Here is a 25,737-nt window from a genome sequence, read left to right as displayed (position 1 = left end):
GGCCGCTCCCGCGTCGGGCACGATTGGCGCTATGGGGGCTGAACGCCCGGAAGGCGCGGTGGCCAAGGGCCGGCTGCGCGTCTACCTCGGGGCGGCGCCGGGTGTGGGCAAGACCTTCGCGATGCTCGCGGAGGCGCGCCGCCGCGCCTCCCGGGGTACCGACGTCGTGGTCGGCCTGGTCGAGACGCACGGCCGGGTCCGCACCGCCGAGCTGCTCGACGGGCTGGAGGTCGTCCCCCGCAGGACGCTGGTCCACCGGGGGGCGACCTTCACCGAGTTCGACGCCGAGGCGCTGATCAGGCGCCACCCGCGTGTGGCGTGCATCGACGAGCTGGCCCACACCAACGTCCCCGGCTCGCGCAACGTCAAGCGCTGGCAGGACGTCGAGGAGGTGCTGGAGGCGGGGATCGACGTGATCTCCACGGTGAACATCCAGCACCTGGAGTCCCTGCACGACGTCGTCCAGCAGATCACCGGAGCGCCCCAGCGCGAGACGATCCCCGACGAGGTCGTCCGCCGCGCCGACCAGGTCGAGCTGGTCGACATGGCCCCGGAGGCGCTGCGCCGCCGCATGGCCCACGGCAACGTCTACGGCCCGGAGAAGATCGACGCGGCCCTCGCGAACTACTTCCGCGTCGGCAACCTCACCGCGCTGCGCGAGCTGGCGCTGCTGTGGGTCGCGGGCAAGGTGGACGACCAGCTCGACCGCTACCGCGCCGAGCACGGCATCGCCGGGCCGTGGGAGACCCGGGAGCGCGTCGTCGTCGCGCTCACCGGCGGCCCCGAGGGCGGGACGCTGATCCGCCGGGCCGCCAGGATCGCCGGACGCAGCCGCGCCGCCGACCTGCTCGCCGTCCACGTCACCCGCTCCGACGGGCTGGCGGGCGCCGACCCCGCGGCCCTGACCCGGCAGCGGGACCTGGTCGAGAGCATGGGAGGCACCTACCACCAGGTCGTCGGGGACGACGTCGCCCGCGCGCTGATCGACTTCGCCCAGGGGGTGAACGCGACCCAGCTCGTGCTCGGCGCGTCCCGGCGCGGCCGGCCGGCCCAGGTGCTCTTCCCGGGGGTCGGGGTGACCACGATCGCGCTGTCCGGCCCGATCGACGTCCACGTGATCACGCACCACGAGGCCGGGAAGGGCCTGCCCCGAGCCGGACGGGCGGCCCTGCCCCTGCGCAGGCGTGCCGCCGGGTGGGCGCTGGCCCTGCTCGGGCTGCCCGCGCTCACCGCGGCCCTGTACGCGGCGCGGGGCGCCCTGCCGCTGTCCGCCGAGATCCTGCTGTTCCTGCTCATGGTCGTCGTGGTGGCCCTGACCGGCGGGATGCTCCCGGCCGTCACGGCGGCCCTGCTGGGGTACGGCCTGCTCAACTACTTCTTCACCCCGCCCCTCTACACGCTCGGCGTGACCCGGCCGCAGAACGCGCTGGCGCTCGTGGTGTACATGCTCGTGGCGGTGATGGTCAGCGCCGTCGTCGACCTCGCCGCCCGCCGCACCCGCGAGGCGGCGCGGGCGGGGGCCGACGCCGAGATGCTGTCCACCCTCGCCGGGCACGTCCTGCGCGGCGACGCCGCCCTGCCCACCCTGCTGGAACGGCTGCGGGAGACCTTCGGCCTGACCGCCGTCACGCTGCTGGAGCGCGTTCCCGGGCTGCGGCCCGTCGCCGGCGACCGGTCCGACCCCCGCGCATGGAGCGTCGTCGCCACCGCGGGCGACCGTACGGCGGTCGCGTGCCCGGACCAGGCCGGCACCGACGTCGACGTGGGAGAGGACCTCGTCCTCGCGCTCGGCGGACGGCTTCTCGACGCCGCCGACCGGCGGGTGGTCGAGGCGTTCGCCGCCCAGGCGGCCGTCGCGCTGCGCCAGCAACGCCTGACGGAGGAGGCCGAGCGGGCCCGTCCCCTGGAGGAGGCCGACAAGATGCGCACGGCCCTGCTCGCCGCCGTCAGCCACGACCTGCGCACCCCGCTCGCCTCCGCCAAGGCGGCCGTGGACAGCCTGCGCGGCGACATCCTCTGGACCCGGGACGACTACGACGCGCTCCTTGACACCGCCCACGAGTCCCTCGACCGGCTCGATCGCCTGATCGCCAACCTGCTGGACATGAGCCGCCTCCAGGCGGGCGCCCTCGGCCTCGCCACGCGTCCGATCGGCCTCGAAGAGGTCATGCCCCGCGTGATCGCCGACCTCGGGCCCGAGCGCGAGCGCGTCCTGGAGGAGATCTCCGACGAGCTTCCCGAGGTCGTGGCCGACCCGGCGCTGCTGGAACGGGTCCTGGTCAACCTGGTGTCCAACGCCCTCAAGTACAGTCCCGGAGGCGAGAAGGTGCTGGTCACGGCCAGCTCCTACGGGCGGTACGCCGAGATCCGGGTCGTCGACAGGGGGCCCGGCATCCCCGCCGACCAGCACGACCGGGTGTTCCTGCCGTTCCAGCGCCTCGGCGACCGCGGCGACCACACCGGGGTCGGCCTCGGCCTGGCCCTCGCGCGGGGGCTGACGGAAGCGATGGGAGGCACCCTCCTCCCCGAGGAGACGCCGGGAGGCGGCTTGACTATGATCCTCACTCTGCCGATTTCCTCCAGAGCGGGCGGCGTATGACCAAGATCCTCGTCGTCGACGACGAACCCCAGCTCCTGCGCGCGCTGCGCATCAACCTCGTCGCGCGCCATTACGACGTGGAGGTCGCGAGAGACGGCGGCACCGCGCTGCGCCACGCCGCCGGGTGGCACCCCGACCTGGTCGTCCTCGACCTCGGTCTTCCCGACATCGACGGCGTGGACGTCATCCACGGGCTGCGCGGGTGGACCAGCGTCCCGATCATCGTGCTGTCCGGCCGGGCCGGCAGCGCGGACAAGGTGGACGCGCTGGACGCCGGGGCCGACGACTACGTCACCAAGCCGTTCGGCATCGACGAGCTGCTCGCCAGGATCCGCGCGGTCACCCGGCGCTCGGTCACGCAGGACGAGGAGCTGGCCGAGATCCCCGTGGGGGACCACGTCGTCGACCTCGTGGCCAAGACCGTCTCGGGCGGCGTCCGGCTCACGCCCACCGAGTGGCACCTGCTGACGATCCTCCTGCGCAACCCCGGCAAGCTGATCAGCCAGCGCCGCCTGCTCACCGAGGTCTGGGGCGCGAACTACGTGAAGGAGACGCACTACCTGCGCCAGTACATGGTGCAGCTCCGCCGCAAGCTGGAGACCGACCCCGCCCACCCGCGCCACCTGCTCACCGAGCCGGGAATGGGGTACCGCTTCCAGCCGTAGGCGGTGCTCCGCCGCGGAAAGGCCGAGGTCACGGGGCCAGGACGAGCAGCCCGTCGCGCTCGACCGCCTGGAGCGACAGCGTCTTGTAGCCGACCTCCTCGAACATCACCGTGACCCGGTCGGGATCGCGGCTCATCACCACCCCCTGACCCCACTCCTTGTGGACCACCTTGGCGTGCATCGGGAAGGGCCCGTCGGCGGCCGGCCCCTCCTCCCGGCCGTCCGCCGCCGTCCCCGTGGCCCCCGCGGCGCGGCAGGTGTCGCAGTTCCCGCACGCCCGCTCGTACGGCTCGCCGAAGTACTCCAGCAGCGTCCTGCGGCGGCAGCCGGTCGTCTCGGCGTACCCGCGCATCATGTCGATCCGCGACTCGTCGACCCGCCGCCGCGTGTCGTCCAGCTCCACCGCCTCGGCCGCCGCGCGCTCCGGCTCGGGGCCGCTCGGCAGCGGGCGCAGGTCCCCGCCCTCGGTGACCGTCACCGCGCCCACCCGCTCCAGGAGGTTGACCACGCTCGTCAGTCGCGAGGATCCGATGTCCAGCAGCTCGCGCAGCTCCCGCGCCGGGACGGTGCCGCCGTGCTCGCGCACCAGCGTCGCCACGCGCACCAGCAGCTCCTCGTCGGCCCGGCCGCCGGCGAAGAAGCGGCGCACGCCGAGATCCTCGGGCCGGTAGAACAGGACGGCCTCGGCGGCCTTCCCGTCCCGCCCGGCGCGGCCGATCTCCTGGTAGTAGGAGTCCGGCGACTCCGGCGGGTCCGCGTGCAGCACGTACCGCACGTCCGGCTTGTCGATGCCCATGCCGAACGCCGAGGTGGCGACGACGACGTCCAGGCCGCCATCGCGGAACAGCTCGTGCACCCGGTGCCGCTCGGTCGCCTTCATGCCCGCGTGGTACGCCTCGGCCCGCCGCCCCTCCTCACGCAGCGCGCCCGCGTACTCCTCCGCCGCGCGTCGCGTCGCGACGTACACCAGGCCGAGGCCGGTGCGGGCGGCGGCGTCCTGGACGAGGGCGCGGCGCTTGTCCTCCTTGCTCGTGGGCCCGGCGAACCTGCGCACCTCCAGGCTGATGTTCGGCCGGTCGAACCCGCGGACGACCACCTTCGCCTCGGACAGCCCGAGCACGCGGACGATGTCGTCGCGCACCAGCGGCGCGGCCGTGGCCGTCAGCGCCGCGACCGGCGGATGCCCGAGCCGCTCGATCGCCTTGCCCAGCCGCAGGTAGTCGGGCCGGAAGTCGTGGCCCCACGCCGACACGCAGTGGGCCTCGTCGATCGCGATCAGGGACGGGCGGGCGGCGCGCAGCCGGTCGATCACCTCGGGCTTCGCGAGCTGCTCGGGGGAGAGGAAGACGAACTCGGCGTCGCCCGCCCGCACCCGCTCCAGCGACGCCTCGTTGCCCTGCTGCGCGGAGTTCACCGCGACCGCGCCCGGCGCGCCCGTCTCGGCCAGCCCCGCCACCTGGTCGCGTTGCAGGGCGATCAGCGGCGAGACCACCACCGTCGGGCCGTCCAGCAGCAGCGCCGGCACCTGGTACACGGCCGACTTCCCGCTACCGGTCGGCATCACCACCAGCACGTCGTGCCCGCCGAGCAGGTACTGCATGGCCTCCCGCTGCCCGGGCCGCAGCTCCCGCCACCCGAACGCCTTGCGGGCGACCGCGCTCAGCCGCCGATCCGCGCGGATCCTCCCGGCCCAGTCCCGAAGTCCCATGACACCCGCTCTCCCCCTCGGCTCCCCGGTCCACGGCGGCCGCGGGACGCGGTCACCGCCTCGGGGGCCAGGTCCCCGTGCCCCCGAACCCTCCGATTACGCCTGACAAATCGGCGTGAGCGATGCCAGGGCGTCAGTGGGCGAGCAGGACGAGGACGAGGGCGATGACCGCTGGGACGGTCTGGATGAAGAGGATTCTCCGGTTGGCGGTGGCGGCGCCGTAGAGGCCGGCGATGGCCACGCAGGTCAGGAAGAAGAGCTTCGCGTGGAAGGCCGTGGGGTCGGGGGCGAGCAGGGACCAGACGAGGCCGGCGGCGAGGAAGCCGTTGTAGAGGCCCTGGTTCGCGGCGAGGGTCTTCGTCTTCCGCGCGAGGTCCGGGTCGGTGCCGAAGGCCTTCATCGCCCGGGGCGTCGTCCAGAGGAACATCTCCAGCACCAGGATGTAGACGTGCAGCAGCGCGATCGCCGCCACCACCACGTCGGCCGGCACTCTCATCGGGGCTCCTCGGGATCGGGGGGACGCGGCCGCCAGACGGCCGACCGGGCCAGCCTAGGGGGGTGGCGTCGCGGGCGGTGATCCTGGGCCATCCAGGACGGGTGGGTTCGGCTGTTGTGCCTGGGCGGGGTTTATGGGGTCCTGGGGGGAGGAACAGTGTCGGGGACGGCCGCCCGGTCGTCGGAGGCGACGCTTGACCTGGTCATTCGTACGGCTCCGCTGGACGCCCCCCGGACTCCCGCGTGGAGGGATGATGAGGTGCGCCCGCTGGAGAGCCGCATGGTGCTGACGCGTGTGCTGACGTCGTCGGTGTCGCTGGTGCGAGCGGTGTTGCCCGCCCCGCTACGGGGCGCCGTCCGGTCCCCGCGCAGGCTCGTGCGCTGCGCCGGGGGAGTCCGCGTCGAGCTGCGGGCGATCGGCGGCGCGGGCACCGAGGACGCGGCCCGCGCGCTGGAGGATCGGCTCCGCGCGGTGCCCGGCGTCGAGCGGGCCGAGGTCAACGGCCGTCTCGGCTGCGTGTTCATAGGTTTGACGCGGGCCGAGTCCCGTCCCGACGAGGACACGCTGCTGGCGGTCGTCGAGGAGTTCGACGTCAATGGGGACGCGGCGGGGGAGACCCCGGTCGACCCGGCGGACGAGTACAGGCGCGCGGCGATCCGCCTGACGGCGAGCGTGGTCTCGGCGGGGCTGGCGATCACCGGCCAGATCGTCCGCGTACGGGCGCTGAACCCGATCGTGCCCGCCATCGCGAACCTGCTGAACTCCAGTCCGGCCGCGCGCGAGGCGCTCGACGCCCGTGTGGGCCGTGGCCCGGCCGACACGCTGTTCACGACGGTCCTCATGGTCACGCAGACGCTGGCCTCGCGTCCGCTCGGGCTGGTCACGCAGACGGCGGGCTCGGTCTGCCGGTACGTGGAGGCCAGGGCGGAGTTCGGGGCCTGGAAGCGGCTGGAGGAACGGCTGGCCGGGATCCCGGGGAGCTACCGCCACATCAGGGCGGTCGCCGGTCCGTGTCCGGATCATCTGCCGCACGGCCCCATCGAGCGGTACGCGGAGATCGCCGCCCCCGCGTCGGCCGCCGCCTATGCGGCGACCCGGCTGATCACCGCGCACGGCCCGCGCGCGTTGTCGGTCTTGGTCGCCGGCACCCCGAAGATCGCCGATGTGACCCGCGAGGCGTTCGCCGGGGCGATCGGCCGCGCGCTGGCGGCCAGGGAGTCGGTGGTCCTGAACGCGCACGTGCTGCGCGCGATGGACCGGGTGGACACGGTGATCCTGCACGCGGACGTGCTGACCACCGGGGCGTGGACGATCGACCGGGTCGAGCCGCTCACGGAGGGCATGACGACCGGCGAGTTGTACGCGCGGCTGTACTCCTTGATCGACTTCTCGGATCCGGGGGGTGGGACCCGGTCCGGCGACGCGGCGTCCGGGGAATTCTCCGGAACGACGTCCGGTAAGACGCCCGGGGAAGCGAACGGGAAGGCGCCCGGTAAGGCGTCCGGGGCGGTGAACGGGAAGGCGTCCGGGAACGGGGATTCGGCCGACGGCCGGTCCGGTGAGGGTGAGGGCGGGGACGCCGGGCAGGACTGGTCGATCACGCCGATCGAAGACCTGGACGTCCTGCCCTCCACCTGGGGCCCCGTGTGGCGGGAGCGCGGCCTGCGGGCCTTCGAGGTGCGCAGCGGCGGGAAGCCGATCGCGGTCGCCGGCCTCGCGCGCGAGGTGGACCCGCTGGCCGAGGCCATCGTCGCCGCCGCGAAGGCCGCCGGGACCGTGGTGCTGGCGGGCGGCCAGGACCTGGCCCAGCGCTTCTCGATCAAGGAGGTGCTGGCGGCGGACGCCGACGCGGCCTGCCACGTCTGTGGCCTGCAGGCGCGGGGCCACGGCGTGGTCGTGGTGACGCGGGGCGCCGGCGCGGCGCTGGCCCAGGCGGACATCGGCGTCGGCGTGCCGGACGCGGAGGGGATCGTCCCGTGGGACGCCGACGTCGTCGCCGACCAGTCCGGCGTCCACCTGTTCCTGAGCTGCCTGCCCCGGGCGGTGAGCACGAGCACGAACGGGGTGCGGCTCGGCGCCGCCGCCGCGGTCGTCGGCAGCCTGCTCGCGATCGCCGGGCCGGAGGCGACCGCGCTTCGCCGGGCGTACTTCCTGGACGCCGCCGCCTCGGTGGCCGCCGTCCTGCTCGGCGAGTGGTCGGGACGCGCAGCCGGCCGCCGGCCCGCCCCGCTGCGCGCCGACGCGACCCCATGGCACGCCATGTCGGTCAAGGAGGTCCTGGCGCGGCTCGGCTCGTCGTCCCACGGCATCTCGGGTGAGGAAGCCGAGGGCCGCCGGCGCGAGGGCGGGCCGGAGGAGGCCGAGCGGCCGCGGTCGCTCGCGCGCACGATGGGCGAGGAGCTGGCGAACCCGCTGACGCCCGCGCTCGCGGCCGGAGCGGTCCTGTCGGCCCTGGTCGGATCGGTGCTGGACGCGATCATGATCAGCGTGGTGATGGTGACGAACGCGCTGCTCGGCGGCGTGCAGCGGTTCCGCGCCGACCGGGCGCTGCACCGGCTCACCGAGGCGACCGAGGTCCGCGTGCGGCTGCGCCGCCCGGACGGCACCGTGGCCGCCACCAAGGAGGACCTCGCCCCCGGCGACGTGGTGGAGTTGCGCGCGGGGGACGCCGTGCCCGCCGACGCGCGGGTCATCAAGGCGGTCGGCCTGGAGGTCGACGAGTCGACGCTCACGGGGGAGTCGCAGCTCGTCACGAAGACGGCCGCGCCGACGGTGGCCGCGGCGGTCGCGGACCGCAGCTCCATGGTCTACCAGGGCACGACGGTCGCGGCGGGCAGCGGGCGCGCGGTGATCGTCGCGACGGGCGACATGACCGAGGCGGGCCGCAGCGCCAGGCTGGCCGGGGAACCGAGCCCGCCGACCGGGGTCGAGCTGCGGCTGCGCGAGCTGAGCCGCCGCATCCTGCCGATCTCGATCGGCGCGGGGGTCGTGCTGCTGCTCACGGACTTGTGGCGTGGCCGTCCCCTCGCCGCGGCGCTCACCCCGGCCGTCAGCCTGACGGTGGCCGCGGTCCCCGAAGGGCTGCCGTTCGTGGCGACCCTGGCCGAGCTGGCGGCGGCGCGGCGGCTGTCGAAGCGGGCGGCGCTGGTGCGCAACCCCTCCACGATCGAGGCGCTCGGCCGCGTCAACGTGCTGTGCTTCGACAAGACCGGGACGCTGACCGTGGGGCACATCAGCCTGCGCTACGTCTCGGACGGGCAGGTGGGCGCGCCCGTCGAGGAGGCCACCGAGCGGCTGAGGCGGATCCTCGCGGCGGCCGTCCGGGCGAGCCCGCTGTCCGGCGGCGGGCGGGTGATCGCCCACCCCACCGACCGCGCGGTGCTGGACGGCGCCGAGCGTATCGGCGTCACCCCGCAGGAGGGCTTGGAGAGCTGGGAACGCGTCGACGAGATGCCGTTCGAGCCGGGCCGGGGGTACCACGCCGTCCTCGGCGCGACCGAGCGCGGGCAGTTGCTGAGCGTCAAGGGCGCCCCCGAGATCGTGCTGACGCACTGCGACAAGGTGCTCGCCGACGGGACCCCCGTCCCCTTGGACGACGTCGCGCGGCGCGCGCTGGAGCGGGAGGTCGACCGGCTGGCGCACCAGGGGTTCCGGGTGCTGGCGGTCGCCGAGCGCCCCGCCTCGGACCGGAGCGACCTGGACGAGTCCCGCATCGAGGAGCTGTGCTTCCTCGGCTTCCTCGGCCTGGCCGACCCGGTGCGCCCGACCGCCGCCGAGAGCGTCCGCCGCCTGGTCCGCGCCGGGGTGCGCATCGTGATGGTGACCGGCGACCATCCGAGCACCGCCGAGGCCATCGCCGCCGAGCTGGACGCGCTGAACGGCCGCCGCGTGATGACCGGCCCCGAGCTGGAGGAGCTCGACGACGAGACGCTGACCAAGGTGCTGCCCGACGTCGCCGTCTTCGCCCGCGCGACCCCGGCGCACAAGGCGCGCATCGTCACCTGCCTGCGCCGGGCCGGGGAGGTCGTGGCGGTCACGGGGGACGGCGCCAACGACGCGCCCGCGATCCGCATGGCGGACGTCGGCATCGCGCTGGGCTCGCGCGCCACGCCCGCCGCGCGCGCCGCCGCCGACCTGGTGGTGACCGACGACCGTATCGAGACGATCGTGGACGCGATCGTCGAGGGCCGGGCGATGTGGACCTCTGTGCGCGACTCGCTGAGCATCCTGCTCGGCGGCAACGTCGGCGAGGTCATCTTCACGGTCGGGACCGGGCTGCTCGCGGGCGGCAGCGCGCTCAACGCCCGCCAGCTCCTGCTGGTGAACCTGCTCACCGACATGGCCCCGGCCCTGGCGGTCGCCGTGCGGCCGCCCGCGTCGGTCGATCCGGAAAAGTTGCTGGCCGAGGGGCCGGAGGCGTCGCTCGGCGCGTCGCTGACCCGTGACATCTACCTGCGCTCGGTCGTCACGGCGAGCGCCGCGATCGCGGCCTGGCTCGCCGGGCGGCTGACCGGCACCAAGGGGCGGGCGGACACGATCGGGCTGGTCGCGCTCGTCGCGGCGCAGCTCTTCCAGACCGTGGCGGGGGGCGGGCGGGACCGGCTGGTCGTGCTCGCCTCGCTGGGGTCCCTGGCGATGCTGTGGCTGGCAGTGTCCGTGCCGGGGGTCAGCCGGTTCTTCGGCAGCCGTCCGCTCGGGCCGGTGGGCTGGGCGATCGGCCTGGGCTGTGCCGCCGCCGCGACCGGCCTCGGCGCGCTCGTGCAGCGGCGGGCCGCGCAGGCTCCGGCGGCTCCGGAGCGGCCCGGGGACGCGCGGCCGGAGCCGGTCCCCGCCACTCACGAGGCCGAGCCGGGGCGGACGCCCTCGTACCAGCAGACCTGAGCGGGGGCGGTGGTCCGCCCGGACGTCTGAGCGGGAACGGTGTTCCGCCTGGAGGTCTGAGCCGGGTGGTCGGCCCCATACCGGCCCCATACAGGGCCCTATAGCGTGGCGCGTCCGAGCCGGGATGGTCAATCCTCGTACCGGTAGTACCCGGCGAGGTCGGGCAGGACGGTGACGCGGTCGGTGCGGATCGTGGTGCCCGTGCGCAGCGCGTTGATCATCTTCCCGCCGCCGATGTAGATGCCGACGTGGTGCGTCCGGACGGTCCGCTTGCGCACCTTGCCGTAGAAGACCAGGTCGCCCGGACGGGCCGCCTTGGCCGGGACCCTGCGCAGGCGGCGGAGGTGGTCGTCGGTGTTCCCGCCGCCGAGCACGTCCCGCTTGAAGGCGAGCTGGTACACCCACCGGGTCAGCCCCGAGCAGTCAAGGCCGAGCGTGGTGTCGGCCGGGCAGGGCCGGATGGACCCGTGGTAGCCCTGGCAGGTGCCGAGCGACGGGCCGGGGAGGCTGCCGTGCCCGCCGCCCCAAACGTACGGGATCGCCCCGCCGTCCCACCGGCTCTGCTTCTGCCCGTCGAGGATGGCCCGGGCGATGGCCACCACCCGGTTCGGCTTCTCGGCGACGACCAGGGGCGCCGATCCCGCCGCGAGGGTGAGGACGGCCGCCGCGACCGCCAGCCTGACGGATCGCCGCACGTGGAACCCCCCGTTCCCTGGTCGATGTCCGCCCTCACAATTCTCATCGGGTGACCGCTACGTGCGCGGATTTAATGAAATGTCACGCATAGTGCGGTATGGCGAGGCTGGTGAGCTGCGGCGATCACCGTTGGTGGCGGCCACCGTGATCCTGCTGTCGCAGACGGTGCTCACCGTCCCGGTGGGGCCTCGCGGCCGGGCAGGGGTACGGCTGGCGGAGCCGTACCCCTGCGGTCCTCGGGCGGGGACTTCTGAGGATTGGGGGGCCCGGCCGGGCCCGCTTGAAAGGCCCGGCCGGGCTGTGGTCTCGCGCTCCCAGGGCGATTTCGAGACCACGTCTGGAAGCTCAGGCGGGCGTGCAGGTCACCGTGGACGGGACCGCGTTCGCGCCGCTGACGCTCGCGGTGAAGCCGAACGCCGCCGACCCGCCGGCCGCGAGGCCGCCGTTCCAGGACAGGTTCTTCACCGAGACGTTGGCGCCCGTCTGCGTGTGGGCGCCGTTCCAGAGCTGCGTGATGGTCTGGCCGCCCGCGAACGTCCAGGCGACCGTCCAGCCGGTGATCGCCGCGCTCCCGCTGTTGGTCACCGTCACGTCGGCCTGGAAGTTGCCGCTCCAGCTATTGGTGATCTTGTACACCGCCGCGCACGCCTTGCCTGCCGTCGGCGTCGGCGTCGGCGTCGGGGTCGGGGTCGGCGTGGGGGTGGGCGTGGGCGTCGGCGTCACGGTCGGCGTCACGGTCGGGGTCGGCGTCGGCGTGGGGGTGGGGGTCGGCGTGGGGTCGGTGCCCGGCGTGTCGCCCCAGATCTTCCGCGTGCCGGAGTAGAGCGGTATGTTCCTGACGGTCACCGGCGTCGCGCCCGGCGTGGTCGCCACCCCGGTGTAGGACCAGTCGTTGGACGGATCCCAGGACCCGGACGTGCTGGCGATGCGGAACTGCGCCTCGCGCCGCGACTCCGACTGCCCGGCGGGGGCGATCGACGTGCCCGAGCAGTCGATGGTGACGTAGTAGACCTTCCCCGAGAACTGGGTCGGTCCGGTCGGCGGCTTGCACTGGGTGTAGGCGGAGGCCAGCGTGATCTGGGCCGGCGTCGTGGCGCCGTCCAGGGTGAAGTAGTAGCGGAACGCGCCGTCGGTCAGCGCGCGGGCCGGCCACGCCGAATGGTTCTGGACGATCGCCTTGATCTCGGTGTACGTGGTCCCGGCGGAGTTGACCGAGGCCTGCACGTAGATCTCCGGCCCGTCGGGCGTCTCGGCCGTGGGGAAGTCGGCCAGCGGGGCGCCGCCGTACTCCTTGTACAGCCGGGCCAGCGCGCCGGTGAAGCCCGCGTTGTAGTCGGTCGCGACCTCGTTCATCACGTAGTCGGCGCGGCTGTCGGTGTAGGCGTCGTCGTTGGACTTCGGGCCGCCGACGAGGGCTCCGTACAGGATGTGCCGGCTGTTCGGCGGGTCCTGCAGGTTGTTCGTCCAGGAGCCGTGCGCCGTGCGGTGGTGGGGGTTGCGGGGAGGGTTGGCGCCGAACCCGATCATGTACGAGGACCTGCGCGGGTTGTCGCCGAGCGCGTAGTTGATCTGCCTGACCGCGAAGTCGTGATATCTCGTCTTACGGGTGGCGTCCGTGCGCCAGTCGCTGTAGACGAGCGCGACGAAGGCGGTGTTCGCCGCGTACCGCAGCGAGCCCCACGTGTCCAGGACTGCCTCGCCGCCGGGGGAGTAGTTCACCCGCGCGCCGTTCACCCCGACCGTCCAGTAGTCCAGCCAGCGGTCGGCGTCGTCGACGTACCTCTGCTTGCCGGTGAGCCGGGCCAGCAGCACGTAGGCGCCGTACGACTTGTCGTCCCACGCGATGGTCCACTTGTACGAGCGGGTCGTGCTCTGCGGCTCGGTGCTCAGGTTGTCGTAGTACGTCTCGGCCTTGGTCAGGTAGGCGGCGTCCCCGGTCGCGCGGTACAGCCAGATCGCGCCCCAGACCAGCTCGTCGTTGTAGCCGCTCCACGACTGGTAGTACCCGGCCGCGTCGGTGATGCACTCGCTGTACTTCTTCCTCACCGTGTCGGCGAAGGTGTAGAGCTGCCGGGCGTGCGAGACGAGCGTGTCGGCGTAGGACGGGTTGGTCGGGCGGAAGACCATCGAGGAGGCCGCCATCGCCGCCGCCGTCTCGCCCGCCAGGTCCGACCCGCCGCACGAGGCGTCGATCTTGTACGCCGGGCGGCTCATCGGCATGACCTCGGCGGGCCCCCACCACGCGTGGTCGGTGCCGCCGTTGCCCACCTGCCCGTACAGCACGTTCGGCGAGGGGTGCGCCCTGATGAAGTAGTCGTTGACCCACTTGAGGTTGTCCAGCAGGTACGGAAGCTGGCCCGAGCTCTGGTAGGCGTCGCGGTACTCCACGCCTCCCCAGGCGAGCATGGTCGCGCTCGCCGCCATCGGAAGGCCGAACTTCACGTGGTCGCCGGCGTCGTACCAGCCGCCGGTCAGGTCCAGGCCGGCGTCCTTGCCGTCGTCGAGGCCGGAGTCGGCGCGCCAGGTGACGCGGTTGCCGGCGGGGAGGCGACCCGAGCGCTGGGCCTCGTAGAAGAACAGCGATTTCTGCAGCGCCTCGCCGTAGGCGAACGCGGGCGCGGCGGCGGCGGACGAGGTGAGCACGGGCGCGGCCACGGCCGACGCGAGCAGGACCGCGAGGCCGGTGAGGGTGCGCAGGAGGGACATCGATCGCCTCTCGAACCGGGAGAGCTGAACGGTGGGGAGTGGAGGGGGGCGGGGTGGAAGGTGCGGGGTGCGGTGGGGGTCGGGCCCACCACACCCCGCACCCGGCCCGGACGCGGCGGCGCGCACAAGGCGCCGCCGCGCACCGGGTGGATCAGGGGAACAGCCGGCCGTACTCGGCGAGGGCGACCGCGACGTCGACCTGCGCCCAGAAGCGGTGGTAGTTGAACGTCGGGGCCGGGCCCGTGCCGTTCAGGTAGGCCTGGACCTTCGGCCAGTCCGGGTCGTTGCGGTACCACGACCGGATCGAGATGAAGGTCGAGCTGGAGTTGATCGTGTCGCCGTTCGGCATCTTGCCGGTCCAGCCGGCCGGGATGTAGATCGGGTCGTCGAGGCGGTTGTAGTCGGCCTTGGTCTCCGGCACCGACACGCCCTTGGCGTCCTGGTTGTTGGCCCAGATGCCGTCGAGCAGGGCCTTGGCCATGTTCTTCGCCGCCGTGTTGTTCGCCTTGGCGGCGTAGTACATCAGCACCTTGGCGTACGAGCCGGCGACGCCGACGTCGTTGGTGTAGTCGGCGATCGTGACGTGCAGGCCCGTGTTCGGCGTCGGGGGGTTGGTCCAGGTGTTCGGCTGCCCGGTCCACCTCAGCGTCGACGGGATCTGGAAGGTGCCGTTGGCGTTGATCGTGGTGCCGGCCATGGCCCAGGCCACCCACTTGTCCAGGATGGACTTGGCGGTGGCGTTGCCCGTGGCGTAGTAGAACTCGGCCACGCGCTCCATCGACCACGCCTGGAAGCCGAACCACTGGTTGGACGGCGGGTCGTGGTAGACGGGCTGCCAGTCATAGGCCATGCCGTAGAAGGTCGGCGTGCCGGCCGGCGGGGCCGCGTAGTGCCCCTGCCAGCTGTTGGTCGCGCCGCCCGCGATGGCGCCTTCGGCCGACTGCAGCCACTGGTAGAACTCGAGCTGCCGCGTCAGGCTGGTGCTCCAGTCGGTGACGGCCGTCGGGCTCTTGGGCTTGAGCACGTCGACGTTGGACAGCGCCCACGCCGCGAGCGGGTTCTGGTACCCGGAGTGGTTGTGGCTGGAGCCGATGCGCCAGGCCCATCCGGCCGAAGTGTCGTTGGCGCCGCCCCAGGCGTAGTACCAGGACAGCAGGTACGCCGAGCTGTCCTTGCCGGTCCCGGCCGGGCAGGACGTGCTGGTGCAGCCCTGCTTCTTGAAGTACTTGTCGTACATCGAGTAGCGCAGGTAGTCGCCCATCTTCGCGGCCTTGGCGACCGTGGCCGAGATCTGCGACTCCTTGCCCTGCGCCTTCGCCCAGGTGTACGCCCAGTACGCGGCTTGGACGGCGCGCGCGTCGGCGTCGGGGGCGTTGGTGTACTTCCACTGCTTGGCGTAGGAGCTGTCACCGGTGAACAGGTCCAGGTAGCCGTTCGGGCCGCCGTGCTTGAAGGTGTCGCAGGACGGCTGGGGAACGGTCTCGAAGACCGACTCCTCGGGGCCGCGCTGGTAGGTGTTGATGTAGGCGGGCTTGGTGGTGCCGTCGCCGCAGCGGCCGAAGCCGTAGGTGTTGTCGACGTCCAGCAGCCAGTGCATGCCGTAGACGTCGCTGGTGCCGTAGGCGGACTTCAGCTCGTTGGCCAGCGGGTCGGTGCCGACCGAGACGCCGCTGTCGAGCCGCGACGGGTACTGGCTGATGTTGTCCCACTCGCCGGCGTAGGTGGCGGGCTTGGACGGGTTGTAGAAGGAGTTGGTCGGCTGGTCGGCCGTGGAGGGGATGATGTACCTCTCCATGATCCCCCACGCGTCGTTGAACCGCGTCCACGTGCCGGTGACCTGGCCGTACACCGCCTCCAGCCACAGGTAGTAGCTGAACGCCTCCGAGGTCGTCTCGTGCCCGTGGTCGGGGGCCTCGACCATCAGCGTCTCGACCGAGTGGTACGGCACGCCCTGCGGCGAGAAGTAGCCGTTGGCGGGGTCGTGCAGCTTGTTGTACATCGTGGTGAAGCGCTGGATGTACTCGTTGTTGCCGCCGGAGCCGTCGTTGTCGGCCTCGGTGGCCACCAGCGAGGCGGAGGTCCAGCCGGTCGCGGTGGAGGTGAACGTCGCCGTGCCGGCCGCCGTGTCGGCGTCCTCGGCCGCGGCGATGGTCACCGTCTGCGCCGTGTTCCAGTTGGCGGGCGTGAAGGTCAGCGAGCCGCCGGACTGCACGGTGAGGTCGGCGTCGCCGCCCGTCGCCTTGGCCGTCGTCACCGTCACGTTGGCCGTGGGGGCCTTGGACAGCTTGACGCCGTACGTCGCGGTGCCGCCCTCGGGGACGACCAGCGTGGTCGGGCTGACCACGATGGCCTGGGCGGTCGTGCCGGACACCGTGATGCCCACCGGGCTGGAGGTGGTCGTGGCCCCGGCGTTGTCGGTCGCCTTCGCGGTCAGCGAGTAGTCGCCCGCCGCGACGCCGGTCCAGCTGTAGGTGTACGGCGCGGTGGTGTCGGTGCCGAGCAGCGTGGTGCCGCTGTAGAAGTCCACCTTGGAGACCGTGCCGTCGGAGTCGGCGGCGTTCGCTGCCAGGTTGACCGTGGCGGGCGCGGTGAAGGTCTGGCCCGCGGTCGGCGACGTCAGCGCGACGGTGGGCGGCTGGTTGGTCGGGGTGCCGCCGTTGCAGACCACGCCGTTGATCGTGAACGAGGTCGGCTTGGGGTTGGTGCCGGTGTGGGACCCGTTGAAGCCGATGTTCGTCGACTGGCCGGTACCCAGGTTGCCGTTCCAGCTCAGATTGGTGGCGGTCACGTTGGCGCCGGACTGCGACCAGTTGGCGCTCCATCCCTGGGTGACCTGCTGACCACCGGGGAAGGTGAAGCGCAGCGTCCAGTTGGTCCAGGGGTCACCGTTGTTCGTGATCTTCACGGCGCCGGTGAAGCCGTTGTTCCAGTCGGTGGTCGTGTAGTCCACCGAGCAGGCGACGGCCGCCGAGGCCGGGGAGGGGGCTACGACCGTGAGGAGACCGGCCGCGAGGCCGACGAGCGCCACCCACACGCCGCGCCGTTTCGTCCGTGACCGTGGGAGCGCTCCCGCTCCGAACGATGATGTTGACATGCTGGACGTACTCCAAGGTGATGAATGCGATGGAAGGTACGGGGGTTCGGCACGTCCTGGGTCGCACCGGGTCAAGCGGAAGAGTCTGTACGATGGGAGCGCTCCCACTTCGGATTCTGGTGAGCATGCCGAATATGTCAATGACATGTCCGGCTGATTCCACGTTGTTGACGCGTCCCTCCGCCCCTGCCTGCCCGTTCGCGATCCCGCCGCCCGCCGGGGCCGACCGGTGAGCTGAAACTTTCACCCACGTGCGACGGCGGTGCGGACGCGCACCCACGACCGGCTCGGGCCCGCCGGACCGTCCGCGACCTGCCGTCCTGTCCGGTGCGGGCCGTCTCCGACCTGCCGTTCAGTCCGGTCCGGGACGTCACCGCGCGGCGAGGGCAGTGTGAGATATCCCGCTTTGTGAGGGGGTGACGGATTCGGGAGGCCGGGTACAGGGTGGAGTCATGAACAGAGTCGATCCGAGAAACCTGAGCGTGCGAGATCTGCGCGACGAGCTCCGTGAGCTCGAGGAGTCATGGATGGAGACGCTGCTGCGCGGTTCCGAGGACGCCCTGGACGATTTCGCGTCCCGCACCCGTGAACTGGAGGAGGAGTTCGACCGCCGCCGCGGGGACGACGCCCCGCCCGCCCCGGCTGACGCCCCGGCGCCCGGGGACGCGCCCGGAACCTAGCCCGCGCGGCGGACCGCGCGGCCGCGGGGCCGCGCGTGCCGGAAGGAAGTCAGCTGTAGCGAAGAAGACACCAGTACGCCGAAGGGCCCGTCCGAGGAGATCGGACGGGCCCGTGCGTTTCCGGCGTCATGTCACCCGGTGACGGCGACGCGCGGACGCGGCGCCTGGTAGTGCTTGTGGTAGTGCGGCTTGAAGTGCTTCTTGTAGTGGTGCTTCTTGTACGGCTTCTCGTGGTGATGCGGGTAGCCGTGGTGGTGGCGCCCATAGCCGCCGTGGTGGCTGTGGTGCCGGTGGTGGCCGCCGTCGTGGAAACCCTCGGTGAGCGTGTTCAGGGTCTGCCAGGTCACGAGCTTGCCATGGTCGTCGTGGTGGTGGCGGTCGTGGCGCACGTGGTGCCGCGTGAACCGCCTCTTGTCCCGCCGATCCTGCTTGACGTGCTCCGCGAACTCCTTGTCTTCCTTGTCCTCCTCGTCGCACTCCTCCGGGCAGGTCCCGTTGGGGCCGACCTTCATCGTCAGCGGCTCAGAGGCGCTCGGGTCGAGCTCGGCGGCCCCGGGGAATCTGGCGACGATCCGGCGCTCGCCCTCGGCCAGGGCCGGGTTCGCGAGCGTCGCGCGCCCGGAGGCGTCGAGGTCGGCCGTGCCCACCGCGGTCCCGTCGCTGGTGAACGTGACCTGACCGGCGGTCACCGGTCCGTTGGCCGTGCGCACCGTCGCGGTCAGCGTCAGCGGGCCCTGTTTGCCGGACTTCGTGCAGGACGAGACCACCGTCGTGGTGGTCGGCCTGGGCGCCAGGCAGCCCGTGGGCCGCGTGATCGTCGAGGAGTCGACGGCCACCGTGCCGAGGGGGCCGACCAGCACCCGGCCTTCGACGGTGGCGTTCCGGCCGACCGTGACGGTGCCCGCCGTCGTCGGGACGACCAGCAGGTTGCCGCGCAGGGTCGCCCCCGAGCCGAGCGTCACCGGGCCGGTGAACGCGAAGAACACGTTGCACGCCCGCGCGCCGCCGGTCAGCGCGACCGTGGCGCCCGCAGCGACGGACAGACCGCTGCCGCGGATGATGAAGACGGCGTTCGGGTCCCCCTGGGCGTTCAGGGTCAGGGTGCCCGAGAGCGTGAACGCCCCCGCGGCGGTGGTGTACACGCCCGGCGTGAGCGTCTGGCCGCCGAGCGCCGCGGCGATCGGGTTCGTGAGCGGCCGCGCGGCGATGTTGGCGAACGCCGTGGCCAGGTTGCTCAGCGCGAGCACGGCGGTGGCGTCGTTGTGGTGGATGACGCCGTTCACGATGCTCGGCGGCGTGAAGCCCGTCACCGTCGTCCCCGGGCTGACGCCGACATCGCCGGTGATGTGCGTGGTGCCGGTGTTGGTCACGGAGACCCCGCCCAGAACCGCGAAGTTGGCGGCCGCGCCGAGAGGCACCGGGACCGGCTGTGCCGCCGCGCCGGCTCCGGGGGCCGCGGCGACGACCCACACCGCGACGGTCGCCGTGAGAGCCGCCGCCAGCAAGGAACGAACGATTTGTCGCGCCCCGACACGAGGCCGACTGGCATGATTCATGAAGCGGTCCTTTGCTGTTGGTATAGCTATGTGAAAACGCATTGCCGATAATGCGTCCCGAGATCCCACGGTACTTAGCGTTGCCGCCGCGATCGTCATGCGACATGCGGAAAGTTTGAATCAAACGCCAAACATGGGCAAGCTAGAAATGTCCGTCCGGTAGTGTTCTGTCGGACAATAAAACCGCTTTTCGCCGGTATTGGTCCCGGCTTTTATCGCGCCGGAACGGCCAGGTCAGAGGGGCGCCGGAATGATTCGCGAGGATCGTCCCGTGGCGCGGTGCCGGCGGGTGGCATCATGGCAAAGCGGTCACCGCGCGCCGTCGAGGAGCGCGTAGAGAAGGCCGGGGAACGGTGTTCCGCGGCGTCCGGCGCACGAGGCCGCGACCTCCGCGCACAGGAAAAGGGCGCGCCACCACGGGGGTGACGCGCCCTCGGTCCACGGCATTTCCGGCGCGGCTCACGCGCCGGGCGGAATCACGTGCAGGTGATGTTCGAGGCGCCCGGGGTCGAGGGGCCGTTGGCCGTGAAGCCGACGGTCACCGACTGGCCGGGGGCCAGGGTGGCGGCGTACGTCGGCGCCTTGGCGGTGAAGGTCGTCCCGCTCTGGGTGAGCGTCGCGTTCCAGCCGTTCGACAGCGTGACGCCGGACGGCATCGTCCAGGTCACCGTCCAGTTGTTCCAGGTGGCCGTGCCGTCGTTCCTGACGGTCAGCCCGGCCTGGAACCCGCCGGACCAGGAGTTGGTGATCGCGTACGTCGTGGTGCAGCGGGTGGTGGGCGGGGTGGGCGTCGGCGTGGGGGTGGGCGTCGGGCCGGGCGTGCCTCCGCCTCCTCCGGCCGGCGGGATGAGGTACGGCTGCAGGATGCTCTGCTTGGCCTGGTCGACCGTGGTCCAGTCGTCCTTGAGGATGCCGCCGGTGTCCCCCGAGTTGGGGTTCCAGGACCAGTAGGTGAAGGACATGCCGTTCACGCCGGTCCCGGTGTACTTCATGAGCTCCTGGAGCCAGATCTTGTCGGTGTTGCTCGCCAGCGTCGTGCCGAACTCGCCGATCATGATGGGCGCGATGTTCTGCTTGTAGAGGTATCCCCAGAACCTGTCCCAGATGGCCGGCATGTTCGCCGGGTAGGTCGGGTCGTCGAACCACGTCTGGTGGAAGACCGAGGTCGCGTACTCGTGCGGCGAGTAGACGAGCCGGTTCGCCACGTTGAGCCGCACCGGGAAGTCCTTCGCCCGGGACAGGTTGCCGCCCCACCAGCCGCACGGCTCGTCGGGGATGTCGTCCCAGCTGTTGGGGTTGCCGCCGCTCGGGCAGCTCACGCCCTCGACGAAGATGAGCCAGTTCGGCTGCACCGACAGGATCGCGTTGCCCGCGCGCTCGGCGGCGAGGCGCCAGTCGCGGGCGGTGTCGCCGCAGCCCCAGCACGAGCCCGTGCTGTTCGGCTCGGTGCCGTCGGCGTGCGGCTCGTTGTGCAGGTCCGCGCCGATGACGGTGGTGTTGCCCGCGTAGTGCTGGGCCAGCGCCTTCCAGTCGTTGATCCAGGTGCTCTCCGGCACGGCCGCCGTGTACCAGAGCGCGGTCTGGCCGGCCGAGGTGGGCCGGTGCCGGTCGAGGATTATCCGCATCCCCTTGCTCCCGGCGTAGTCGACCACCTTGTCCAGGATCTGCGTCGGGGACAGGCCGACCAGATCGGGGTTGGTGTAGGTGTTGACGCTGGTCGCCACCGCGCCGGGCTTGATCGCGTCGTCGGAGAAGGGCACGCGGAGGGTGTTGTAGCCGAGGCTCGCCATCAGGTCGAGCTGGCTTCGCCAGGGGTTGCTCGACCAGAGCCCGTGGAAGGTCTTGTTGTCGGTCTCCATCCCGAACCAGTTGATACCGGTCAGCCGGACCGTCGCGCCGGTACTGTCGACGATCTTGTTGCCGTTGGTGTGGAGGTAGCCGGTACCCGTGCCGCCGGCCGCCTGGGCGGGCGGGGAGCCGAGCGTGACCGCGAGCGCGGTGGTGGCGGCGGTGACCGCGACCGCGGTGATCGCGGCCTGCCACCTCCCGCCGATCCGGGGAGATCTCATCGGGTGCCCTTCATGAGGGGACGGGGCGCGGCGCGGGGAGGCGCCGGGCGCGGCCGGCCGTTCACGGCCGTGCGCGTGCCGAGGCGGGGCCGGAGGCCATGGCCGGGGCGTACGGCGGGCCGCGCAGGTCATGGTTCGGCGCGCGTTTCGCGCACGTCAACGCGGGCCGGGCCGCCGCCGTGCTGACCTGCGGGGACGGGTGTAACTTTCACGTCCGGCACGTCCGGCGGCCAGGATGCCCCGGCCGGAGGGACGCCGGGGCGGGACGTGCGGGCACGGCGGAGTGCCGGACGGCGCGAAAGTTTCATGGCGGGCATGCCGAAAACCTGCCCGGCCCGGGGGGTTTCGCGTGGTCAGGGGCACCGCGCTCGTGACCCGTCCACGCCGGGCCGGGCGCGCCCTTGTCGCCGCGAACGAATTCCTTGATGCTGGAAAAGCTCCCAGTACCCGCAGCGCTCCCTTCCGCCGCATTGGTGATTTCCGGGCGTTGCGTCAACTGCAGGAGTCAAGAGCTTTTCGCGGTCTGACCGCGTATGCCATGAAATATCAGGTCGGTAAAACGGCCGTCCGGACGGGCCTCTAGGAGGCGTGCCTGAGGGCGGTGTCGATGATGTCCAGGTCGTGCTCCAGTTTCCGCCGCCGATCGGGCGAGAGCGCCCCCTCGCGGCTGCGGTCCTCCAGCTTTCTGCGTACGCCCATCAGCCCCTCGGCCCCGGCCGGGCCGCTGAGCAGGTTGCCCACGACCTGGCGCAGGTCGAGAGCCACGTCGGTGCGGATGTCCCCGGCGGCCTCGCCGGCCGACACCGCCGCCTTGAACCGGCCCACTGCCTGCGTCAGGGTCGGGACCTTGTCGGTCGTGGGCTCGCCGGCCCACTCGGCGCCCGTCTCGTCGCCGCGCGTGCCCGGCGTCGTGGGGGCGCTCGGCGGGATCAGGACGGCGCGCGAGGTCGGGACGGCCTCCGTAAGGGTGGTCTGTGTTGGTGTGGTCTGTGCTGGTGTGGTGGGGGTCGGTGTGGTTCGCGGGACGGCGGCGGTGTCGGCAGAGGGGTCGGAATGGGTGGTCTGTGTGGGGACGGGCGGCGAGGTCCGCGCGGTGTGCGGGGCCTGCGCGGACGGGCCGCCGGGCGTGGCGGCGCCGGTGGAACGGGCGTCGACGGCGGCGGCCGGCGGCGACAGATCCGGATTTATCCAGAGAAGGGCGGCTGTCCACGCCGACAGGGCCGCCGCCGCGACCGAGGCCCTGCGCACCCGCCGGATCCAGACGGCGGTCTCGCGCCCCGGGATCGCCGGGGCGTTCAGCGCCGCGGTGAGGATGTCGGCCACGTGTTGCGCGCCGGGCCGGTCGGCGGGGTCCTCGGCGAGGCAGCCCGCGCACAGCGCCGCGATCTCGGAGGGCAGGTCGGGGACGCCGGTGGGCGCCGGTGGGGGTCCGCGGCGGTCCGCCGCCTCGACGGCCTCCCAGGTGGTCTCGGGGTAGGGCGGGAGCCCCGTGAGCATCTCGTGGAGGAGCACGCCGAGGGCGTACACGTCGACGGCGGGGTGCACGCTCGCGCCGGTCAGCCGCTCGGGCGCGACGTACGGTGGCGTGCCGAAGTCGGCGAGCGCCTGGTCGACCGGCTCGCCGACGAACGCCGCGATCCCGAAGTCCAGCAGCTTGGCGCCCTCCGGCGTGAGCAGGACGTTCTCGGCGGTGACGTCGCGGTGGACGATCCCGCGCTGGTGGGCGGCCGCGAGCACCGTGGCCACCCGCGCGCCGATCGTCGCGGCCTCACGCCAGGGCAGCGGCCCTTCCAAGATCCGCTCGGACAATGGACGCCCGTCCAGCAGGCGCATCACGACGTACGCCGCCAGACGGCCGCGCGCGGTGACCGTCTCGCCGTAGTCGTACACCTCGATGGCGTCGGGGTGGATCAGGCGGGCCGTCGCCCGCGCCTCCCTGCGGATCAGCTCGCGCCCGCCCTGGTCGCCGCCGAGGCTCCCGTCGAGCACCTTGATCGCGACCGTTCGGTGCAGCGACTGGTCGAACGCCCGCCAGATCGCGGACATCCCTCCCGAGGCGATCTGTTCCAGGAGGCGGTAGCGGCGCGTGAGCACGTCGCCCTCCCGCATGGTCCCCGAGTCATGTGGATTCACGGATCACCAGCTCCGTGGGCAGGATCGGGTTGCCGCGCGGGACATCGTCCTCGGAGGCGATGGCCATGAGCAGCATCCTGGCGGTGAGGACGGCGAGCTCCTCGACCGGCTGGCGGACCGTGGTCAGGGTGGGGGAGGTGTGCCGGGCGAGCGGGGCGTCGTCGAACCCGATGACCGCCACGTCGTCGGGCACCCGCCGCCCGGCGCGCCGCAGCGCCTGGAGGGCTCCGGCCGCCATCGGGTCGGAGGCGGCGAAGACGGCGTCGAGATGGGGTGAGCGTTGAAGCAGCCACTGCATGGCGTGCGCGCCGGAGGCGTGGCTGAAGTCGCCGTACGCCACCGGGACGTCGGTCATCCCGGCGGCGTGCAGCGTCCGCAGGAAGCCGTCGAGGCGGTCGCGGGCGCCCGGCAGTGTGGGCGGGCCCGCGATCACCGTGATGTTCCGCCGGTCGGTGAGCAGCAGGTGCTCCGCCGCCTGGCGGGCGCCGTCGCGGTTGTCCATGTCGGCGTAGGGCAGGTCGACGCCGTCCGGGGGCCGCCCGGCGCTGCGCACCGGGACGCCCGAGGCGGCGAGGGTGATCGCCAAAGGATGTCGTTCCCTGGCTCCGGCGAGCAGGATGCCGTCGAAGGACCCGGTCACGAGTGGAGGCGCGGCGATCGTCGAGGTGGCGGGGGTGGCGGTCATCACGACGAACGGCACACCGTACGCGTTGAACACCTCGTCCGCGGCGGACAGGAACCGCGCGTAGAAGGGCTCGGAGAAGATACGGGGGGTGTGCTCGCAGATCACCGCGGCGACGAGCTGGTCGGAGCGTCGCGCGGACGTGCCCCGAGGCGCTCGATGCCGTACGTAACCGAGTCGCGACATGGCGTCGTGGACCTGGCGGCGCGTTGAGGTGCTCACCCGGACCGAGCCGGTGAGAACCCGTGATGCCGTGGCGGGGGAGACCCCTGCTTCGGCAGCTACCTGGGCGAGGGTGGGCTGGTCAGCCATCCGGCTTCCTCCGCTTAGGGGGTTTATCGCGAAGGTGTGGGAGCGCTCCCACTACAATAACAGTGTTTCTTCCGTGTCAACAGATGTTTCGGGTAAATGTTCCGCGCGGATCTGGAGGCGATGTTACGGACATATTCCAGGCGAAGAAAGGTCCCTGTCAGAGATCGTGGAGGTTGGGGGACCTAGGGGACCCGCCGCGCCTCCCCCGCGGTGATCATCGCCTGACGGCCGGTCGGGCAGCTCAGCCCCCGCCTCGGGCGCTCCGCCCCATGTCGCGACGGCCCGCGCGGGGCCCGCGTCGTTACCAGGCTGTTATGCGCCGGCGCCCTCGGCCGCGCCGCCCTCGGTCATGCCGTACGCCTCGGCGATCAGTTCGAAGGACCGCAGCCGGGCCTCGCCGCCGTGGACGCCGGTGGTGATCATCAGCTCGTCCGCGCCCGTGCGCTCGCGCAGCGCGTCCAGGCCCGCGCGGACCGTCGCCGGGTCGCCGTACACCATGTTGCCCAGCCAGTCCCGGACGAACTGCTCCTCGATCGGGCTGTAGGGGTACGCCTCCGCCTCCTCGGGCGTGGGCAGCGGGGCGGGCATGCCACGGCGCAGGCGCAGCATGCCGAGCGCGCCGGTGCGCGCCCGCCGCAGCGCCTCCTTCCCGGTGTCCGCCGCCACCGCGCTCACGCCGATCAGCGCGTACGGCTTGTCCAGCGCCTCGGACGGCTCGAACCGCGAGCGGTAGAGCTCCAGCGCCGGGATCGTGTTGGCGGAGCTGAAGTGGTGGGCGAACGCGAACGGCAGGCCGAGCAGCGCCGCGAGCCCCGCGCTGAACCCGCTGGAGCCGAGCAGCCAGATCGGCGGGCGTCCCGAGCCGGGCGCGCTCGCCTCGCCGGGAATCGCCCGGATGCGCATGTGCGGGTCCCCGGCGCCGTAGGTGTCGTCGAGGAAGGCGATCAGCTCGGCGAGCTGCTCGGGGAAGTCGTCGGCGTCCGGGGTGGCCCTGCGGCGCAGCGCGCGTGCGGTCGCCTGGTCGGTGCCCGGGGCACGGCCGAGGCCGAGGTCGATGCGCCCCGGGTGCAGGGCGTGGAGGGTGCCGAACTGCTCGGCCACGATGATCGGCGCGTGGTTCGGCAGCATCACGCCGCCCGAGCCGAGCCGGATGGTGCGCGTGTTCGCGCCGAGGTGAGCGAGGATCACGGCCGGGGACGAGCTGGCGACGCTCGGCATCCCGTGGTGCTCGGCCACCCAGAACCGGTGGTAGCCCCAGCCCTCGGCCCGCCGGGCCAGCTCGGTCGTCGTACGGAGGGCGTCGGCGGGCGTGTCGCCCGCGCCCACGGTGGCCAGGTCCAGGATCGAGAGCGGGACGCTCGACTCGCCACGGGCCACACCACGGATCTGATCGCTCACACCTCGGACAACCCAGGCCGGACGAGGGCTATTCCGGCGGGAAGGCGCCGGGTACGGCGGGC

At 72.4% G+C, this 25,737-nt stretch carries 14 protein-coding genes; 4 read left to right on the top strand and 10 right to left on the bottom strand.

What is annotated here, in order from left to right; genetic code table 11:
- Positions 1-31 precede the first annotated feature (31 nt).
- On the top strand, positions 32-2,599 hold the full coding sequence (locus DQ384_RS13415) for a sensor histidine kinase (protein ID WP_245966448.1): 2,568 nt from the start codon (positions 32-34) through the stop codon (positions 2,597-2,599).
- The gene (locus DQ384_RS13410; RefSeq protein WP_114029079.1) at positions 2,596-3,264 is read left to right on the top strand and encodes a response regulator; all 669 of its coding nucleotides are present in this window, start codon (positions 2,596-2,598) and stop codon (positions 3,262-3,264) included. The genes DQ384_RS13415 and DQ384_RS13410 overlap by 4 nt, the downstream gene beginning before the upstream one ends.
- A 28-nt stretch (positions 3,265-3,292) precedes the next feature.
- Here DQ384_RS13410 and DQ384_RS13405 read toward each other — a convergent pair whose 3' ends face one another.
- Together DQ384_RS13405 and DQ384_RS13400 are read right to left on the bottom strand one after the other, a co-directional pair.
- A complete protein-coding gene (locus DQ384_RS13405) occupies positions 3,293-4,972 on the bottom strand; it encodes a RecQ family ATP-dependent DNA helicase (RefSeq protein ID WP_114029078.1) in 1,680 nt (559 codons plus the stop codon).
- A 133-nt stretch (positions 4,973-5,105) separates the two neighbouring features.
- Positions 5,106-5,468: a DUF1304 domain-containing protein gene (locus DQ384_RS13400; protein ID WP_114029077.1), complete on the bottom strand. Its 363-nt coding sequence runs from the start codon at positions 5,466-5,468 to the stop codon at positions 5,106-5,108.
- Between the two features lie 279 nt (positions 5,469-5,747).
- Between DQ384_RS13400 and DQ384_RS13395 the strand changes: the two genes are divergently transcribed.
- On the top strand, positions 5,748-10,349 hold the full coding sequence (locus tag DQ384_RS13395; RefSeq protein ID WP_245966447.1) for a cation-translocating P-type ATPase: 4,602 nt from the start codon (positions 5,748-5,750) through the stop codon (positions 10,347-10,349).
- Between the two features lie 128 nt (positions 10,350-10,477).
- Here the strand turns inward: DQ384_RS13395 and DQ384_RS13390 are convergent, their stop codons facing one another.
- The 3 genes from DQ384_RS13390 to DQ384_RS13380 all read right to left on the bottom strand — a co-directional run bounded on the left by DQ384_RS13390 (position 10,478) and on the right by DQ384_RS13380 (position 16,779).
- Positions 10,478-11,044 carry a C40 family peptidase gene (locus tag DQ384_RS13390; RefSeq protein ID WP_114029076.1) on the bottom strand — a complete coding sequence of 189 codons (567 nt, stop codon included), beginning with the start codon at positions 11,042-11,044 and terminating at the stop codon, positions 10,478-10,480.
- Between the two features lie 346 nt (positions 11,045-11,390).
- Entirely contained in the window at positions 11,391-13,751 is a 2,361-nt protein-coding gene (locus DQ384_RS13385; protein WP_114029075.1) for a glycoside hydrolase family 9 protein, read from the bottom strand.
- Positions 13,752-13,902: 151 nt separating this feature from the next.
- Positions 13,903-16,779: a glycoside hydrolase family 48 protein gene (locus tag DQ384_RS13380; RefSeq protein WP_425451446.1), complete on the bottom strand. Its 2,877-nt coding sequence runs from the start codon at positions 16,777-16,779 to the stop codon at positions 13,903-13,905.
- Positions 16,780-17,297: 518 nt separating this feature from the next.
- On the opposite strand from DQ384_RS13380, the gene DQ384_RS13375 reads away from it, so the two are divergent.
- Positions 17,298-17,525: a DUF6158 family protein gene (locus tag DQ384_RS13375; protein ID WP_147268762.1), complete on the top strand. Its 228-nt coding sequence runs from the start codon at positions 17,298-17,300 to the stop codon at positions 17,523-17,525.
- A gap of 131 nt (positions 17,526-17,656) precedes the next feature.
- Here the strand turns inward: DQ384_RS13375 and DQ384_RS41210 are convergent, their stop codons facing one another.
- The 5 genes from DQ384_RS41210 to DQ384_RS13350 all read right to left on the bottom strand — a co-directional run bounded on the left by DQ384_RS41210 (position 17,657) and on the right by DQ384_RS13350 (position 25,675).
- Positions 17,657-19,030, bottom strand: coding sequence for an ice-binding family protein (locus tag DQ384_RS41210; protein ID WP_181871183.1), 1,374 nt, complete (start codon positions 19,028-19,030; stop codon positions 17,657-17,659).
- Between the two features lie 527 nt (positions 19,031-19,557).
- Positions 19,558-21,150: a cellulase family glycosylhydrolase gene (locus DQ384_RS13365; RefSeq protein WP_114029071.1), complete on the bottom strand. Its 1,593-nt coding sequence runs from the start codon at positions 21,148-21,150 to the stop codon at positions 19,558-19,560.
- Positions 21,151-21,729: 579 nt separating this feature from the next.
- Positions 21,730-23,283 carry a serine/threonine-protein kinase gene (locus tag DQ384_RS13360; RefSeq protein WP_147268761.1) on the bottom strand — a complete coding sequence of 518 codons (1,554 nt, stop codon included), beginning with the start codon at positions 23,281-23,283 and terminating at the stop codon, positions 21,730-21,732.
- The gene (locus tag DQ384_RS13355) at positions 23,270-24,277 is read right to left on the bottom strand and encodes a LacI family DNA-binding transcriptional regulator (protein ID WP_114029069.1); all 1,008 of its coding nucleotides are present in this window, start codon (positions 24,275-24,277) and stop codon (positions 23,270-23,272) included. The genes DQ384_RS13360 and DQ384_RS13355 overlap by 14 nt, the downstream gene beginning before the upstream one ends.
- A gap of 312 nt (positions 24,278-24,589) precedes the next feature.
- Positions 24,590-25,675, bottom strand: coding sequence for an LLM class flavin-dependent oxidoreductase (locus tag DQ384_RS13350; protein WP_220182914.1), 1,086 nt, complete (start codon positions 25,673-25,675; stop codon positions 24,590-24,592).
- Between the last annotated feature and the right edge of the window lie 62 nt (positions 25,676-25,737).

This window comes from Sphaerisporangium album, from assembly GCF_003323745.1.
Taxonomy (GTDB): Bacteria; Actinomycetota; Actinomycetes; order Streptosporangiales; family Streptosporangiaceae; genus Sphaerisporangium; species Sphaerisporangium album.
The sequence above is the reverse complement of the archived record's forward strand: the minus strand, read 5'-3'. Positions and strand labels throughout refer to the sequence as shown.

What these genes read in the sequence shown, in the direction of transcription:
- DQ384_RS13395 (WP_245966447.1), top strand. Translation starts at nt 5,748, where the DNA reads ATGGTGCTGACGCGTGTGCTGACGTCGTCGGTGTCGCTGGTGCGAGCG.
- DQ384_RS13375 (WP_147268762.1), top strand. Translation starts at nt 17,298, where the DNA reads ATGAACAGAGTCGATCCGAGAAACCTGAGCGTGCGAGATCTGCGCGAC.
- DQ384_RS13400 (WP_114029077.1), bottom strand. Translation starts at nt 5,468, where the DNA reads ATGAGAGTGCCGGCCGACGTGGTGGTGGCGGCGATCGCGCTGCTGCAC.
- DQ384_RS13410 (WP_114029079.1), top strand. Translation starts at nt 2,596, where the DNA reads ATGACCAAGATCCTCGTCGTCGACGACGAACCCCAGCTCCTGCGCGCG.
- DQ384_RS13355 (WP_114029069.1), bottom strand. Translation starts at nt 24,277, where the DNA reads ATGGCTGACCAGCCCACCCTCGCCCAGGTAGCTGCCGAAGCAGGGGTC.
- DQ384_RS13415 (WP_245966448.1), top strand. Translation starts at nt 32, where the DNA reads ATGGGGGCTGAACGCCCGGAAGGCGCGGTGGCCAAGGGCCGGCTGCGC.
- DQ384_RS13405 (WP_114029078.1), bottom strand. Translation starts at nt 4,972, where the DNA reads ATGGGACTTCGGGACTGGGCCGGGAGGATCCGCGCGGATCGGCGGCTG.
- DQ384_RS13365 (WP_114029071.1), bottom strand. Translation starts at nt 21,150, where the DNA reads ATGAGATCTCCCCGGATCGGCGGGAGGTGGCAGGCCGCGATCACCGCG.
- DQ384_RS13385 (WP_114029075.1), bottom strand. Translation starts at nt 13,751, where the DNA reads ATGTCCCTCCTGCGCACCCTCACCGGCCTCGCGGTCCTGCTCGCGTCG.